This is a genomic window from Variovorax paradoxus NBRC 15149 (genome assembly GCF_001591365.1).
GTDB classification, from domain to species: domain Bacteria; phylum Pseudomonadota; class Gammaproteobacteria; order Burkholderiales; family Burkholderiaceae_C; genus Variovorax; species Variovorax paradoxus.
This window is the reverse complement of record NZ_BCUT01000001.1, coordinates 585,234-599,899: the sequence shown is the minus strand read 5'-3', so window position 1 is coordinate 599,899 and position 14,666 is coordinate 585,234. Positions and strand designations below refer to the sequence as shown.

15 protein-coding genes are annotated in these 14,666 nt (G+C 68.6%); 6 read left to right on the top strand and 9 right to left on the bottom strand.

The features are described 5' to 3' along the window. Positions 1 to 12 precede the first annotated feature (12 nt). Together VPA02S_RS02730 and VPA02S_RS02725 are read right to left on the bottom strand one after the other, a co-directional pair. On the bottom strand, positions 13 to 1,536 hold the full coding sequence (locus tag VPA02S_RS02730; RefSeq protein ID WP_062361958.1) for a UxaA family hydrolase: 1,524 nt from the start codon (positions 1,534 to 1,536) through the stop codon (positions 13 to 15). Then, a complete protein-coding gene (locus tag VPA02S_RS02725; protein ID WP_012747086.1) occupies positions 1,536 to 2,531 on the bottom strand; it encodes a tripartite tricarboxylate transporter substrate binding protein in 996 nt (331 codons plus the stop codon). Before VPA02S_RS02725 ends, VPA02S_RS02730 begins: the two co-directional genes overlap by 1 nt. 134 nt (positions 2,532 to 2,665) lie before the next feature. Between VPA02S_RS02725 and VPA02S_RS02720 the strand changes: the two genes are divergently transcribed. Next, on the top strand, positions 2,666 to 3,607 hold the full coding sequence (locus VPA02S_RS02720; protein ID WP_062361954.1) for a LysR substrate-binding domain-containing protein: 942 nt from the start codon (positions 2,666 to 2,668) through the stop codon (positions 3,605 to 3,607). Between the two features lie 79 nt (positions 3,608 to 3,686). Beyond that, entirely contained in the window at positions 3,687 to 4,106 is a 420-nt protein-coding gene (locus VPA02S_RS02715) for a Crp/Fnr family transcriptional regulator (protein ID WP_062361951.1), read from the top strand. 26 nt (positions 4,107 to 4,132) lie between these two features. Here the strand turns inward: VPA02S_RS02715 and VPA02S_RS02710 are convergent, their stop codons facing one another. From VPA02S_RS02710 to VPA02S_RS02700, 3 genes are all read right to left on the bottom strand, one after another. Beyond that, positions 4,133 to 4,345 (bottom strand): hypothetical protein, encoded by a 213-nt coding sequence (locus VPA02S_RS02710; RefSeq protein ID WP_062361949.1) that lies wholly within the window; start codon positions 4,343 to 4,345, stop codon positions 4,133 to 4,135. A gap of 90 nt (positions 4,346 to 4,435) precedes the next feature. Then, positions 4,436 to 4,696, bottom strand: coding sequence for a hypothetical protein (locus tag VPA02S_RS02705; RefSeq protein ID WP_062361947.1), 261 nt, complete (start codon positions 4,694 to 4,696; stop codon positions 4,436 to 4,438). Between the two features lie 174 nt (positions 4,697 to 4,870). Continuing rightward, positions 4,871 to 5,158, bottom strand: coding sequence for an NUDIX hydrolase (locus VPA02S_RS02700; protein WP_062361944.1), 288 nt, complete (start codon positions 5,156 to 5,158; stop codon positions 4,871 to 4,873). A gap of 216 nt (positions 5,159 to 5,374) precedes the next feature. Here VPA02S_RS02700 and VPA02S_RS02695 point away from each other — a divergent pair, with 216 nt between their 5' ends. Beyond that, a complete protein-coding gene (locus VPA02S_RS02695) occupies positions 5,375 to 9,526 on the top strand; it encodes a CheR family methyltransferase (protein WP_062361941.1) in 4,152 nt (1,383 codons plus the stop codon). Positions 9,527 to 9,535: 9 nt separating this feature from the next. Here the strand turns inward: VPA02S_RS02695 and VPA02S_RS02690 are convergent, their stop codons facing one another. The 4 genes from VPA02S_RS02690 to arsC all read right to left on the bottom strand — a co-directional run bounded on the left by VPA02S_RS02690 (position 9,536) and on the right by arsC (position 12,348). Then, the gene (locus VPA02S_RS02690) at positions 9,536 to 10,870 is read right to left on the bottom strand and encodes an NUDIX hydrolase (RefSeq protein WP_244883345.1); all 1,335 of its coding nucleotides are present in this window, start codon (positions 10,868 to 10,870) and stop codon (positions 9,536 to 9,538) included. A 42-nt stretch (positions 10,871 to 10,912) separates the two neighbouring features. Then, positions 10,913 to 11,104 carry a hypothetical protein gene (locus VPA02S_RS31650; protein ID WP_155736546.1) on the bottom strand — a complete coding sequence of 64 codons (192 nt, stop codon included), beginning with the start codon at positions 11,102 to 11,104 and terminating at the stop codon, positions 10,913 to 10,915. Between the two features lie 94 nt (positions 11,105 to 11,198). Beyond that, positions 11,199 to 11,936 (bottom strand): arsenical resistance protein ArsH, encoded by a 738-nt coding sequence (arsH, locus tag VPA02S_RS02685; protein ID WP_062361938.1) that lies wholly within the window; start codon positions 11,934 to 11,936, stop codon positions 11,199 to 11,201. Then, on the bottom strand, positions 11,902 to 12,348 hold the full coding sequence (gene arsC, locus VPA02S_RS02680) for an arsenate reductase (glutaredoxin) (protein ID WP_062361935.1): 447 nt from the start codon (positions 12,346 to 12,348) through the stop codon (positions 11,902 to 11,904). The genes arsH and arsC overlap by 35 nt, the downstream gene beginning before the upstream one ends. A 29-nt stretch (positions 12,349 to 12,377) precedes the next feature. On the opposite strand from arsC, the gene VPA02S_RS02675 reads away from it, so the two are divergent. The 3 genes from VPA02S_RS02675 to VPA02S_RS02665 all read left to right on the top strand — a co-directional run bounded on the left by VPA02S_RS02675 (position 12,378) and on the right by VPA02S_RS02665 (position 14,622). After that, entirely contained in the window at positions 12,378 to 12,695 is a 318-nt protein-coding gene (locus tag VPA02S_RS02675; protein ID WP_062361932.1) for an ArsR/SmtB family transcription factor, read from the top strand. Further along, on the top strand, positions 12,689 to 13,777 hold the full coding sequence (arsB, locus tag VPA02S_RS02670) for an ACR3 family arsenite efflux transporter (RefSeq protein WP_155736545.1): 1,089 nt from the start codon (positions 12,689 to 12,691) through the stop codon (positions 13,775 to 13,777). The genes VPA02S_RS02675 and arsB overlap by 7 nt, the downstream gene beginning before the upstream one ends. A gap of 62 nt (positions 13,778 to 13,839) precedes the next feature. Next, positions 13,840 to 14,622, top strand: a complete 783-nt coding sequence (locus tag VPA02S_RS02665; protein ID WP_012747096.1) for an exodeoxyribonuclease III — start codon at positions 13,840 to 13,842, stop codon at positions 14,620 to 14,622. Positions 14,623 to 14,666: the final 44 nt, after the last annotated feature.

Below are 14,666 nucleotides of genomic sequence, written 5' to 3'. Positions count from 1 at the left end.
ATCAAAAGAAAGTCAGCTGACGATGCCCAGGTGCCACGGCACGAATTCATGGTCGCCCAGGCCCAGCGCTTCGCTGCGTGTCCGCTCGCCGGAGGCATGGCGCAATATCTGCTCGAAGATCTGCTGGCCGAGTTCGGGCACCGAGAGTTCGCCGTCCATCACCACGCCGCAGTTGATGTCCATGTCCTCCTCGAGGCGCTTGAACATCGGCGTGTTGCTGGCCAGCTTGATGGTCGGCGCGGGCTTGCTGCCGAACATCGAGCCGCGCCCGGTGGTGAAGCAGATCAGCTGCGCGCCGCTCGCGATCTGCCCGGTCACGGCCACCGGGTCGTAGCCCGGCGAATCCATGAAGACGAAGCCGGCCTGGTCGATCGGCTCCGCGTATTCGTACACGGCCTGCAGCGGCGTGGTGCCGCCCTTCATGGCCGAGCCCAGCGATTTCTCGAAGATGTTGGCCAGCCCGCCGGCCTGGTTGCCGTGCCCCACCACGCCGTTGAACTGCGCGTTCTGGCCGGCCGCATAGCGCTCCCACCAGGCCAGCCGGTCGAGCAGCTTCTGGCCGACCTCGGGCGTGGCGGCGCGCCGCGTGAGCATGAATTCGACGCCGTGGATCTCGGGCGTTTCCGAAAGAATGGCGGTGCCGCCGTGGCGCACCAGCACGTCCATGGCGGCACCCAGTGCGGGGTTGGCCGTGATGCCCGAGAAGCCGTCGGAGCCGCCGCACTCCAGGCCGATCTTCAGGTGGTTGGCGCCCACGCGGGTGCGCTCGGCCGCGTTGGCCTCGGGCAGCATTTCTTCCACGGCGCGGATGCCGGCCTCGATGGTCTGGCGCGTGCCGCCCACCTCCTGCATGACCATCGTGCGCATCAGGCGGCCCTGCTTCAGGCCCTGAGAGTCGACCAGCGCATCGACCTGGTTGCGCTCGCAGCCCAGGCCCACGATCAGCACGCCGGCCAGGTTGGGATGGCGCGCATAGCCGGCCAAGGTGCGCCGCAGCACGTCGAAGTGCTCGCTCGGCGACGACATGCCGCAGCCGCTGGTCTGCGCAAACGCGGCCACGCCGTCCACGTTGGGAAAGGCCGCCAGGCGCTCGGGCGTGAAGTGCGCGGCAATGCGCTTGATGACGGTGGCCGAGCAGTTGACCGACGACAAAATGCCGATGAAGTTGCGCGTGCCCACGCGGCCGTCGGCCCGCACAAAGCCCATGAAGGTGGCGCGCTCGGCCTCGGGCACATAGGCCACCGGTCGCAGGTCCTGGCAGAAGGCCGGGTCGCGGTAGGAGTCGACCAGCGTGAGGTTGTGGCTGTGCACGTAGTCGCCCGCCTCCAGGTCGCGCGAGGCCACGCCAATGACGGTGTCGTACTTCTTCACCTGCTCGCCGGCCGCAATGGCGCGCGACGCAATCTTGTGCCCCGCGGGAATCTGCGCGCGCGCCCGCACGCCAAACTCGGCAATCGTTTCGCCGAGGGCGATGGGCGTCTTGGCAACCAGCACGTTGTCGTGCGGGTGCAGGCGAAGCAGGGGGCTGTCGGCCATCAACCTTTCTCCATCAGTTCCTTGAGATTGAGCTTGCGGATCAGCTCGGTCTCCTGGCGGTAGACGGCTTCGACGTACTTGCGGTACTCGGGGCCGTCCTGGTACATGACCGGCGCATCGATGCTGTCGGCCACCTTCTTGAATTCCTCGCTGGCAACGGCCACGCGGAACGCATCGCGCAGCTTCTTTTCCACCGCGGGCGGCAGGCCGCGCGGCGCGCCGATGCCGTTGGGTGCTTCCACCACCACGTCGTAGCCCAGCTCCTTGAGCGTGGGCGTGTCCTTGAAGCGCGGCGTGCGCGCCTCGCCCCAGGTCGCGAGCAGCCGCAGCTTGCCGCTTTCGACGTGCGGCGCCCAGGAGCTGCTGTCGGCCAGCATGTCGACCTGTTCGCCCAGCACATCCTGCAGCGCGGCCGAGCCGCCCTTGTAGGCAATGGCGTTGAACTTGACGCCGGCCGCCTGCGCGAACTGCTCCATGCCCACGTGGGTGGCGCCGCCCACGCCCGCATGCGCGTAGCTGACGACGCCCGGCTTGGCCTTGGCCTGCGCCACCATGTCGCGCAGCGACTTGAAGGGCGAACTGGCCGGCACCGCGATGCCGAAGGTCTGGCCCGAGGTGCGCGCGAGGTAGCTCAGGTCCTTGAGCGGATCGATCTGCACGGTGCCGATCTGCGCGAAGCGCGTCACCGAGATGGGGATCTGCCCGATGGTGTAGCCGTCCGGCCGGGCCGAGGCCAGTGCCTTGGTGCCGATCATTCCCGAGGCGCCGGCGCGGTTCTCCAGCGCAATGGGCTGGCCGAGCTCGCGCGCTGCAATCTGGCAGATGGCGCGCATCGAGCGGTCGGCCGTGCCGCCGGCGGGCCACGGGCAGATGAAGGTAATGGGGCGCTCCGGGTAGTCGGCCGCGAAGGCGCGGCCGGTGGCGGTGGCGAGCGCGGCGGCGCCAAGGCCGCCCAGCACCAGTTGGCGCCGCTGCAGGGTGCGATGCAAGGTCATGCGTGTGTCTCCGACGATTGTTGTTCGAGAAAGCTGGGCGCATTCTTCAGTAGACAATCATTGCAATCCAATGAAATAGCGGACTCTCTTCATAGCCCGGAGGTTATGAAGAGGAAACAGCCGCACACACCACGATGAGCCAGATCGACCGCGTCCTGCGTTCCAACCTCAAGTTGCGCCACCTGCAGATGCTGGTGGCGCTCGACCAGTTCCGCCACCTGGGCCGCGCGGCCGAGTTCCTGTCGGTCACGCAGCCGGCGGTGTCCAAGTCGCTGGTGGAAATCGAGCGCATGTTCGGCCTGGCGCTGTTCGAGCGCTCCACGCGCGGCACCGAGCCCACGCCCTATGGCGAGAGCGTGGTGCGCTTCGCGCGCTCGGTGCTGGCCGACTACGACCGCACGCGCGACGAGATCGCCGCCGTGGCCAGCGGCGCCGCGGGCCGCACCAGCGTGGGCGCCATGGTGGTGGCCATGCCGGTGCTGCTGGCGCGCGCGGTCGAGATGCTCAAGGCCAACTCCTCGCAGACCACGGTGCTGGTGGAAGAGGGCGACCTCACGCGCCTGTTGCCCAAGCTGCGCCTGGGCGAGCTCGACCTGTTCGTCGGGCGGCTGGAACCCGGCTACGCCGCGCCCGACCTCGAGACCGAGGCGCTGCTTGCCGAGCCCATGCAGGCGGTGGTGCGCCCGGGGCACCCGCTGGCCGCAAAGCGCCGCCTGGGCTGGGCCGACCTGGCCAGGGAGCACTGCGTGATGCCGCCGCCCTGGGCCTCGCTGCGCGTGAAGCTCGACCAGATGTTCTTTCGCGACGGCGTGCATCCGCCGGCGGACATCATCGAATCGGCCTCGTTCCTCGCGCAGATCAGCTTTTTGCAGCAGCGCGATGCGGTGGCCTTCATGGCGCGCTCGGTGGCGCGGCATTTCCAGCAGCAGGGCATGCTCAAGGTGCTGGCGCTCAAGGTGCCGATCGAGCTGCCGCCGGTGGGCCTCATCACCATGCGCGGGCGCCGGCGCACGCCCAGCACGCAGCAGCTGATCGAATGCCTGCGGCGCGCGGCCAGGGTGAAGTCCGCGGCTTGAGGCGGCGCCGTGGCTTTCCTGCACCGGATACCCAATTCATGGGAATGCACTCTGCAGTGGCTTCGGCGACCATTCGGTCATGTACTTGCATACCCTGGTCGCCGATCTGCCGCATGCGGACCGCACGGCATTGGACGAGGCCAGCGAACTGCGCGCCTACCAGTGCGATGAAACCGTTCTTGCCTCTGGCGAGTGGACCGACCGGGTCTATTGCGTGGCGAGCGGGCTGCTCCAGGTGGTGAGCCACGGACGCGCGAGCGGCGCCGACGTCGTCACCGACCTGATCTGCCAGCACGACTTCTTCCTTGGCCCTTCGCTCGGCGAAAACCGCTACCAGGCAAAGCACACGCTGGTGGCGGCCGAGGCTTCGTCGGTCTACCTGATTCCCGTGGCGGCCATGCGCGGGCTTTGCGAGCAGCACCCGCAGGTGGCGCTGAAGCTGCTGGGCATGGCCATCGAGCGCACGAGGGCCATGCGCGGGCAGCTCGGGCTGGGGTAGGCACCGGGCCGGCCGCGGCCGATGCGCTATTTGCCCGGCGGTGGGTTAGCCGGCGCCGTCTGCGGCGCGCTCTGGGTCTGCGTCGGCGTCGACGGCTTGACCGGCCCTTCCTCGCGCGTCTGCGTCAGGAAGTTGTAGGCCAGCGCCAGGATGAAAACGAAGATGGCCGCGCCGATGCCCCAGCGGAACACGCGCGCGTTGTCGCGTTCGTCGGACTTGACTTGTCTGGAGGGCTTCATGCCGGCAACGCTGCGCCGGTGCGGCGGCGCGAACTGTCGGACGGCGGCTCGGCTTCCTGTCGCGAAAAGACAGGCGCGGGCGAGCGGTGCTCAGGCCTCGGCCTTGGCCCGCTCGATGATGCCGCGCACCATGGCCGACAGCGTGCAGAGGTAGCGCGCGTCGGCCGAGAGCGAACGGCTCATGGCGCGGGTGAGCTCGCCGAAGTCCTCGTCCGCCGGGAGGCTGCCGGCAGCGAGCCGATGGCGCGACATCGCGTCGCGGATGCGGCTCTGCACGTGCATGTAGTCGGCGCGCAGCAGCACGCTGCGCGCGAGCAGTACATCCAGGTTCAACAGGTCCAATGCGGTCATGGATGTTCCTTCACTTTTTCGCGGAACGACCTCGGCCCAATGTGGTGTCGAAGAAGATTCGGACGGAGGCCGGGCGCGCCGCGTAGGAAGCTTTCTCGTGTGCTGCGACAGCACAGACTACATGGGCGGACGGGTGCCCTTGCGGGGATGCCGGGCAATGCCAGAAAGCCTGCGTCAGAGCTGACCCTGGCCATCGCCGGTGCGGTCGTGCACCCAGCGCATCGCCTGCTGCTCCGCATGCCGCAGCGCCTCCGCCTCGGTGGCATAGGCGATCTCGTCGGTGTCGTTGGGCAGCGTTTCTTTTTGCTCCGCGCCGTGTCTCCGGCCGAGGCACACGACCACGGGGCGGTATACGCCCGGGCCGGTGCGCTGCGCACCGTACTTGAAGTGCCAGCCCCTGTAGTTCAAGTCGATGCCCGGTTCCTCGGTGCCGCTCCCGGCGGCTGCGTCCTGCGTGTTCATTGCGAATGCTCCTTGGGCGTGAAGGCGTAGAGTGCTCGAGTTGAATCGCGCCAAAGCTAGGCGGCGGGCGCGATGCAAGGCGTCGGACGACGTGCCGTCGGGCAGTCCGCCGGCCCCGGCAAGATGCGCCGCTGCCATTTGTAGGAGCAGTGGCAAAATTTGAGGATCGAACGCCGCGCACCGCAGGACCGGAGGCTCCGGTCCGCAAAGATTCCAATGCCCCAATCGAATCCGCCACCGTCTTCTGCCACCGACAAAGGCGAGCTTGCGCCAAGTGCGCTGGGATTCCCGGTCGTTGGCATCGGCGCGTCCGCGGGCGGGCTGGAAGCGCTGATCCGCTTTTTCGAGAACATGCCCTCCGATGCGGGCATGGCCTTTGTCGTCATCCTGCATCTCTCGCCCGAACACGAGAGCAGCGCCGCCGACATCCTGCAGCGCGCCACCCGGATGCCGGTCGCGCAGGTCGACCAGCCGACGCCGGTCGAGGCCAACCACGTCTACGTGATTCCGCCGGGTGTGGCGCTGACGATGAACGACGGCCACCTGCAGGTGGCCGCCAGCCGCCGCGTCGCGGGGCCGCACATGGAGATCGACCTGTTCTTTCGCACCATGGCCGAGGTCCACAGGGAGCGGGCCGTCTGCATCGTGATGTCGGGCATGGGCAGCGATGGGGCGGTCGGCCTCACCCGCGTAAAGGAGCACGGCGGCATTGCCTTGGCGCAGGCGCCCGGCGATGCGGCGCACGACGCCATGCCGCACGCAGCCATCGCCACCGGCATGGTCGACATCGTGCTGCCGGTGGCCGACATGGGGCGATGGCTGGTCGAACTGTGGCGCAATGCGCAGCACATCCGCCTGCCTTACGACGAGCCGGCGGGCCGGGCTGCGCCGGCACCCGACAGCGGCACGGAAGCCAGCCTGGCAGAGCAGGCGCTGCAGGAGGTCATGGGCCTCCTGCGCACCTACACGCGGCACGATTTCCGCCATTACAAGCGGGCCACGGTGCTGCGCCGGCTGGAGCGCCGGCTGCAGGTGAACCGGCTGGCCGACCTGCCGGCCTATCGCGACTTCCTGCGCAATCACCCCGAGGAAGCGGCGCCGCTGCTGCAGGACATGCTCATCAGCGTGACCAACTTCTTTCGCGATCCCGACGCCTTCGAAGCCCTCGAGCGCGAGGCGCTTCCCGCGCTGATCGAGAGCAAGCAGCCCGGCGAGCAGGTGCGCGCCTGGGTGGCGGGCTGCGCCACCGGCGAGGAGGCCTATTCGCTGAGCATGCTGCTGCGCGAACAGGTCGACCGGCAGTCCAAGCCGCTGGACATCCAGGTCTTTGCCACCGACATCGACGAGCGTGCGATTGCCGTGGCGCGCCGGGGCCTCTACGCCCGCGGCATCGCGGAGGACATCTCGCCTTCGCGGCTGCGGCAGTTCTTCGTGGCCGACCAGGACCAGTACCGCGTGGCCACTTCGGTGCGCGAGCCGGTGCTGTTTGCAGTGCACAACCTGCTGCGCGATCCGCCGTTCTCTCGGCTGGACGTCATCTGCTGCCGCAATCTCCTGATCTATCTCGACCGCGCGGCCCAGGGGCATGTGCTGGAGATGTTCCGCATTGCGCTCAGGCCCGGCGGCTACCTGTTCCTGGGCACTTCGGAATCGATCGACGTGGCGGGCAGCCTGTTCACTTCCGTCGACAAGAAGAACCGCATCTACCGCGTCAATCCCGAACTCTCGCCGGGGCGCCACGTGCCCCTCATCAGCGATGCGCCGGCCAAGCCCGGGGCCACGGGCTCGATGCAGGCGCTGCGTGCGCAAAAGCGCAGCGAGCGCCTGAGCTTTGCCGAGCTGCACCAGCGCGCGCTGGAGCAGTTCTCGCCGCCCAGCGTGCTCATCAACGCCGACCACGACGTGCTGCACCTGTCCACCGGCGTGGGCCGCTTCCTCGAGCGGCCCGGCGGCGAACCGTCGAACAACCTGCTGAACAACGTGCGGCCCGACCTGCGGCTGGAGCTGCGGACCGCGCTCTTCAAGGCCGCGCAGACCAACCGCAGCGTGGAGACGCGGCTCATGCAGAAGCGCGGCGACGGCCGGCAGGTGTTTCTCAACATCACCGTGCGGCCGCTGCAGCAGACCGACGACGAGAAGAAGGCAGGCGCCCAGCAGCTCACGCTGGTGGTGTTCGACGAGATCGAGGAGAGCATGCGCCCCGAAGGCGGCGAGCCGGCCCATGCGGCGCGCGAGCAGCTCATCGGCAAGATGGAAGACGAGATCCGCCAGCTCAAGCTGCATCTGCAGGACACCATCGAGACCTCCGAAACCTCGACCGAGGAGCTCAAGGCCTCCAACGAGGAACTGCAGGCCATCAACGAGGAACTGCGCTCGGCCACGGAAGAACTGGAAACCAGCAAGGAAGAGCTGCAGTCGATGAACGAGGAGCTCGTGACCGTCAACTTCGAGCTCAAGCTGAAGGTGGAAGAGCGCGGCCACATCAACGACGACCTGCAGAACCTGATTGCCTCGTCCGAGATCGCCACGGTTTTCGTGGACCGCGGCATGCACGTCAAGCGCTTCACGCCGCATGCGAGCAGCCTGTTCAACCTGATCTCGTCGGACCTCGGGCGTTCGCTGTTCGACATCACGAGCCGGCTCGACTATCCCCAACTGGCGGACGACACGGCGGCTGCCTTCAAGGAGCTGCGCGCCAGCGAACGGCACGTGACCAGCGTGGACGGGCGGCACTTCCTGGCCCGGATACTTCCGTACCGCACGGCGGAAGACAGGATCGAAGGCGCGATCCTCAACTTCTTCGACATCACCGACCTGCGCGCCGCCGAGGAGCGGGTGCGCGCGGGGGAAGAGCGGCTGCGGCTGGTGGCGGCCACCACGCGCGACTTCGCCATCATCACGGCCGACGAGCAGGGCCTGATCACCAGCTGGAACGCGGGCGCGCAGCGCATCTTCGGCTACGCGGAAGACGAAATGCTGCGCAAGCCGCTCGCGATCATCTTCACCGCCGAGGACCGCGCAAACGGCGTGCCCGAGGGCGAGATGCGCCGCGCGCTCGAACTGGGCCGCGCCGAGGACGAGCGCTGGCACCAGCGCAAGGACGGCAGCCGCTTCTTCTGCAGCGGCGTCACCACTTCGCTGGAGGCGGCCGCGGGCGGCGGCTTTGCCAAGATCGCGCGCGACATGACGGGCACCAAGCAGCATGAACTCGCGCAGGAGCACCGCCTGTTCAAGGAAAAGAAGGCCAGCCTCAGCGCGCAGATGGCCAACGAGCTCAAGGACAGGTTCCTGGCCGTGATGTCGCACGAACTGAAGCAGCCGCTCAACCTGATCCAGATGAATGCCGAGCTGCTGATGCACGCGCCGGGCACCGCCGAGAACCCGGCCGTGCGGCGCGTGGGCGAGACCATCAAGCGCGCCGTGGCGAGCCAGACGCGCATCATCAACGACCTGCTCGATCTCTCGCGCATCCGCACCGGCAAGCTGCGGCTCAATCGCGTGGCGGTCGAGCTGGGCGAACTGGTGCAGGCGGTGGCGCAAGCCGCCGTGAGCGGCGCGGCGGGCAAGAACCTGGCGCTCGATCTGGACTGCGAGGCTGGCGTGGTCTGCGACGGCGATCGCGTGCGCATCGAGCAGATCGCCTGGAACCTGCTGAGCAATGCGGTCAAGTTCACGCCCGAGGGCGGGCGCATCGCGGTGCGTGTTGCCGCGGCCGGCGAGGGCTTCGGCCGGCTCACGGTCAGCGACACGGGCTGCGGCATTGCACCGGAATTCCTGCCGCACGTGTTCGGCATGTTCAACCAGGCCGACACCGAGGTGACGCCGCCCAACGGCGGCCTGGGCATTGGCCTGGCGCTGGTCCAGGAGCTGTCGCGGGCGCACGGCGGCCGCGTCGAGGTGCATTCGGCGGGGCTGGGGCAGGGCGCCGAGTTCAGCGTGTGGCTGCCGCGCGTGGGAACGGTGGCCGAGCCGCTGGCGGACCAGAAGGCCCAGGCCGAAGTCAGCCTCAGCGGCTGGCGCGTGCTCGCCGTGGACGACTACGCCGATGCGCTGGCCCCGTTCGCCGAGGTGCTGCGGCTCGAAGGCGCCATCGTCGACGTCGCCCAGAGCGCGAAGAAGGGGCTGGAGCTGCTCGAGGCGAACAGCTACGACCTGCTGGTGTCGGACCTCGGCATGCCCGAGATGGACGGCTACCAGTTCATTGCCGAGGTGCGGCGGCGTCCGGCCACGCGCGAGCTGCCTTCGATCGCGATGTCCGGCTTCGGCCGCCGCGCCGATGCACGCCGGGCGCTGGAGGCGGGCTTCAACGCGCACCTGCCCAAGCCCGCTTCGCTCGAGGAACTCAAGGCCGCCATCGGCCGGCTGTGAGAGCTTGCGCTAGCGCGGCACGCGGAAGATGAAGCCGCTGGCCGGCGCGATCCATTCGGCGTCGCCGGTGGCGTGCGCGGCGGACACCGCGGCGCGGCCGGTGAACAGCATGCGGTCCTCGGCCAGCAGGAACTGGCGCGCGGGCTCGCCCTGACCGGCCGCTTGACTGACGTGCAGCGTGGCGCCCGCAAGGCGCAGCGTGTCCCCGGGCTGCGGCCGCAGCACGGCGGCATCGGGCCAGGCCGATCGAAGCGCATCGAGCGCCGCGGCCGAGGGCTGCATGCCCGCCGCGGTCCAGAGCAGCCACTTCACCTGCCCCGGCGCCGCGTCCCGCGCCAGGCCGTGCGGCGGAGGATCGATCCATGCCCAGTGGCCGCCTTCGCCGCCGACGAAATAGCCGTGCTGCGAATCGGCCGCGCCCGCCACGCGCACCACGCGCGCCGACAGCCGCGTGACCAGGCCGGGCTCGAGCGCGTAGTGCGCATGGCCCTTGCCTTCAGGGTCGAGGTGGCCGATCTCGTCGTAGGCGGCTTCGTCGATGTTCACCGCGCGGCGGCCCGCGGGCCCGTCGGCCAGGCGCGGCATGTTCAGCACGATCCGCGTCAGCGCCCGCGCATGGGCCATGCAGTCGGCGGCGCTGCCGAAGCCTGCGAGCTCTTCGAGCGTGCGCCGCGTCACGTTCATCAGCTTGAGGCCGCTGCGCGGGTGCGCCGCCTCCGCGGGCTTGAGCCACATGTGCGCCACGGTCTCGCGGCCATCGGGCTTCACGGACTGGGCCGGCGGCATCTGCGCAATGAAGAAGCGGGTGTCGAAGCGGCGCGGCATGCCGGGCGGCGTGAGCCAATGGCTGAAATAGGCGAGCCGGTCCATCGCAAGGCGCCAGCCCTGTGCCTCGCACATGGCAAGCAGCGCATCGGTGCCTTGCTCGGCGGCATGGCGCATGGCTTCGAGCCGGCTCGGCGGCAGCCCGTCGAGTTCGACCAGGCGGCCTTCGGCATCGCTTGCGAACAGGACGCCCGCTTCCTCGAAGCATTCGCGCACCGCGGCGGCGTAGTAGTCGAGGCCGCCTTCAGGCAGGCCCAGGCGCGCGCTGGCCGCGGCGTCGTCCAGGCCCCTGCACATCAGGTGCAGGCGGCGGTCGTGCGCATCGACCACGCCGCCCGGAAACACGCTGGCGCCGCTGTTCTGGTCGTCGGCCTTCTCGGCGCGGCGCAGCAGCAGCACTTCCATGCCGCCCGCGCCGTCGCGCAGGAGGATCAGGGAGGCCGCGACACGGATGGGGCGCGGCAGGGACGGCGCTGGACCGGGCGGGGTCGCTGCCGTCGTCGAAGGCTTGGCATTCATGGGCGCCGATTGTCGGGCCAAGCAGGACCCGGCCGCGGCGCCTCAGTCCTTGGGCGTCAATTGCCCCGCGGCGCCGCCGGCGCTGGAGTTGGCGGACTTGCCAAGCGATGCGCCCTCGTTGACCTTGGGCGTGGCCACGGGGCCTTCGGATTTTTGGGTTGCCGGTACGCGCCGGCTCGATGCGGGCCGCACCAGCCGCGGGGCGCGATCCTCTTTCGACTTCGATGGGCTCATGCAAACCTCCTTGCGTGAACCCAGGTTAGCGCGGCCGCGGCGCGGCGGTGTCGGACGGCCTGCATGCGGGCGTAGGACGCCGCGCGGCAAGGCTTCAGATCGCGCGCTGGTTCACGCGCCTGGAAAGCTGCTCGGCGCTTTCCCTGCGCTCGCTGTAGCGGTCGACAAGGTAGGCGGCCGCATCGCGCGTGAGCAGGGTGAACTTCATCAGTTCCTCCATCACGTCGACCACCCGCTCGTAGTAGGCGGAGGGCTTCATCCGCCCGGCCTCGTCGAACTCCAGGAAGGCCTTGGCGACCGACGACTGGTTGGGGATGGTCAGCATGCGCATCCAGCGCCCGAGCACGCGCAGCTGGTTCACCGCGTTGAACGACTGCGATCCGCCCGACACCTGCATGACGGCCAGCGTCTTGCCCTGCGTGGGCCGCACGGCGCCCATGCTCAGCGGAATCCAGTCGATCTGCGCCTTCATGATGCCGGTCATGGCGCCGTGTCGCTCGGGCGAGCACCACACCATGCCTTCGGCCCATTGCGCGAGCTCGCGCAGCTCCTGCACCTTGGGATGGTCGTCGGGCGCGCTGTCGGGCAGCGGCAGGCCGGCCGGATCGAAGATGCGCGTTTCGCCGCCCATGGCCCGCAGCAGCCGCGCGGCCTCTTCGGTCAGCAGCCGGCTGTAGGAGCGCTCGCGCAGCGAGCCGTACAGCAGCAGGAAGCGCGGTGCGTGGCGTGCCGGTGCCGCATGGGAGAAGCGTTCGGGCGAAGGCCGGTCGAACAGCCCGGCGTCGATGTTCGGAAGCTCAGGCAGCGCGTTCGACACGGCGGCCCTCCGCATCGATGACCAGCTCGCCGTCTTCCTTGGTGAACGGGCCTTTTTGCGGCGAGGGCAGGATGTCGAGCACCGCTTCCGAAGGCCGGCACAGGCGCGTGCCGATCGGCGTGACCACGATGGGGCGGTTGATGAGGATCGGATGCGCGAGCATGAAGTCGAGCAGTTGTTCGTCCGACCATTTGGGATCGTCGAGCCCGAGTTCGTCGTACGGCGTGCCCTTGCGGCGCAGCAGCGCGCGCGGGGCCATGGCCATGGCGGCGAGCAGTTCGCGCAGCGTTTCCCGGGTGGGCGGGGTCTTCAGGTATTCGATGACGCGGGGCTCTTCGCCGCTGTTGCGGATCATCGCCAGCGTGTTGCGCGAAGTGCCGCACGCAGGGTTGTGAAAGATGGTGATGGAGGGGCGGGTCGATTGCATTCTTGCAATTATGCAACTATTATTGAAATATGGAAGAACAAGACATCGTGAGATCCCTGGCCGCGCTGGCCCAGCCGGTGCGCCTGCAGGTGTTCCGCGCGCTGGTGGTGGCGGGCCCTGCGGGGCTCACGCCCGGCGCGCTGGTCGAGGCGCTCGACGTGCCGGCCACCAGCCTCTCGTTCCACCTGAAGGAGCTGGCCCATTCGGGGCTGGTGACGCAGGAGCGCAGCGGCCGCAACCTGATCTACCGCGCGGCCTTCGGGCAGATGAACGCACTCATCGGCTACCTCACCGAAAACTGCTGCCAGGGCGAGGCTTGCCTGCCGCAGGCTTGCGCGTCGTGCTGAATCCCGCCGCCACTCCCGCCGCTGCTGCACCGCCCGCAGCGCCGCCCGCCGTCGGCTTCTTCGAGCGCTACCTCACGGTGTGGGTCGCGCTGTGCATCGTGGCGGGCATTGCGCTGGGCCAGTGGCTGCCGGGCGTGTTCCGCGGCATTGCGTCGCTCGAGGTGGCCAAGGTCAACGTGCCGGTGGGCGTGCTGATCTGGGTGATGATCATCCCGATGCTGCTGAAGATCGACTTCGCGGCGCTCGGGCAGGTGAAGGCGCATTGGCGCGGCATCGGCGTCACGCTCTTCATCAACTGGGCCGTGAAGCCGTTCTCGATGGCGCTGCTGGGCTGGATCTTCATCCGCCACGTGTTCGCGCCGCTGCTTCCGCCCACGCAGCTCGACAGCTACATCGCGGGCCTGATCCTGCTGGCGGCGGCGCCCTGCACGGCGATGGTGTTCGTGTGGAGCCAGCTGTGCAGGGGCGACCCGTACTTCACGCTGTCGCAGGTGGCGCTCAACGACGCGATCATGGTGGTGGCCTTCGCGCCGGTGGTTGCGCTCTTGCTCGGGTTGTCGTCGATCACGGTGCCCTGGGACACGCTCTTGACCTCGGTGGGCCTGTACATCGTGGTGCCGGTGGTCATTGCGCAGCTGCTGCGCAAGCACTTGCTCAAGAAGGGCACGGCCCGCTTCCAGGCGGTGGCGGCGCGGCTCGGGCCGTGGTCGATCTCGGCGCTGCTGCTCACGCTGGTGCTGCTGTTCGCCTTCCAGGGCGAAGCCATCCTCCGGCAGCCGCTGGTGATTGCGCTGCTCGCGGTGCCGATTCTGATCCAGGTGTTCCTGAACTCGGGGCTGGCCTACGTGCTCAACCGCAGGCTGGGCGTGGCGCACTGCGTGGCCGGCCCGTCGGCGCTGATCGGCGCGAGCAATTTCTTCGAGCTCGCGGTGGCCACGGCGATCAGCCTGTTCGGCTTCCAGTCGGGCGCTGCGCTGGCCACGGTGGTGGGCGTGCTGATCGAGGTGCCGGTGATGCTGCTGGTGGTTTCGGTGGTCAACCGGTCGCAGGGCTGGTACGAAAAAGGCGTGCGGGCCGCCTGAGGGTCCGCAGGGCGTGTTCTCCGACATGGGCCGGTGGGCTTTGGGGCCATGATCGGCCACGCATGAAGATCGCGACCTTCAACGTCAATGGCATCAACAGCCGGCTTGCGCTTGTGCTGTCCTGGCTGGCCGAAGCCCGCCCGGACGTGGCCTGCCTGCAGGAGCTGAAATCCCCGGACGAGAATTTTCCGGCTGCGGCCATCCGCGAAGCGGGCTATGGCGTGCTGTTCCATGGCCAGCGCGCATGGAACGGCGTGGCCATTCTTGCGCGAGGCAGGGAGCCGATCGAAACCGGCCGCGGACTCGACGGCAACTCCGAGGACAGCCAGAGCCGCTATCTCGAAGCGGTGGTGAACGGCGTGATCGTCGGCTGCCTGTACCTGCCCAACGGCAATCCGCAGCCCGGCCCCAAGTTCGACTACAAGCTCGAATGGTTCGAGCGGCTCAACGCCCATGCGCGCCTTCTCTACGGCTGCGGCATGCCGGCGGTGCTGGCCGGCGACTTCAACGTGGTGCCCACCGATGCGGACATCTACAACCCGGCTTCATGGCAGGACGATGCGCTGCTGCAGCCGGAAAGCCGCGCGGCCTTCGCCCGCCTGCTGAAGCAGGGATGGACCGACGCGATCCGCACGCGCCACCCCCGCGAGGCGATCTACACCTACTGGGACTACTGGCGCAACCGCTGGCCGCGCAATGCGGGCCTGCGCATCGACCACCTGCTGCTCAACCGCGAGCTCGCACCCTTTCTGGCCGATGCGAACGTGGACCGCGAGGTGCGCGGGCGCCCTGGAGCGAGCGACCACGCGCCGGCCTGGGCCCTGCTCGACCTGCCCGCCGGTTGATCAAAGGAGGCGGTTGTGAACAAAGGGGTTACATTTACGTACTT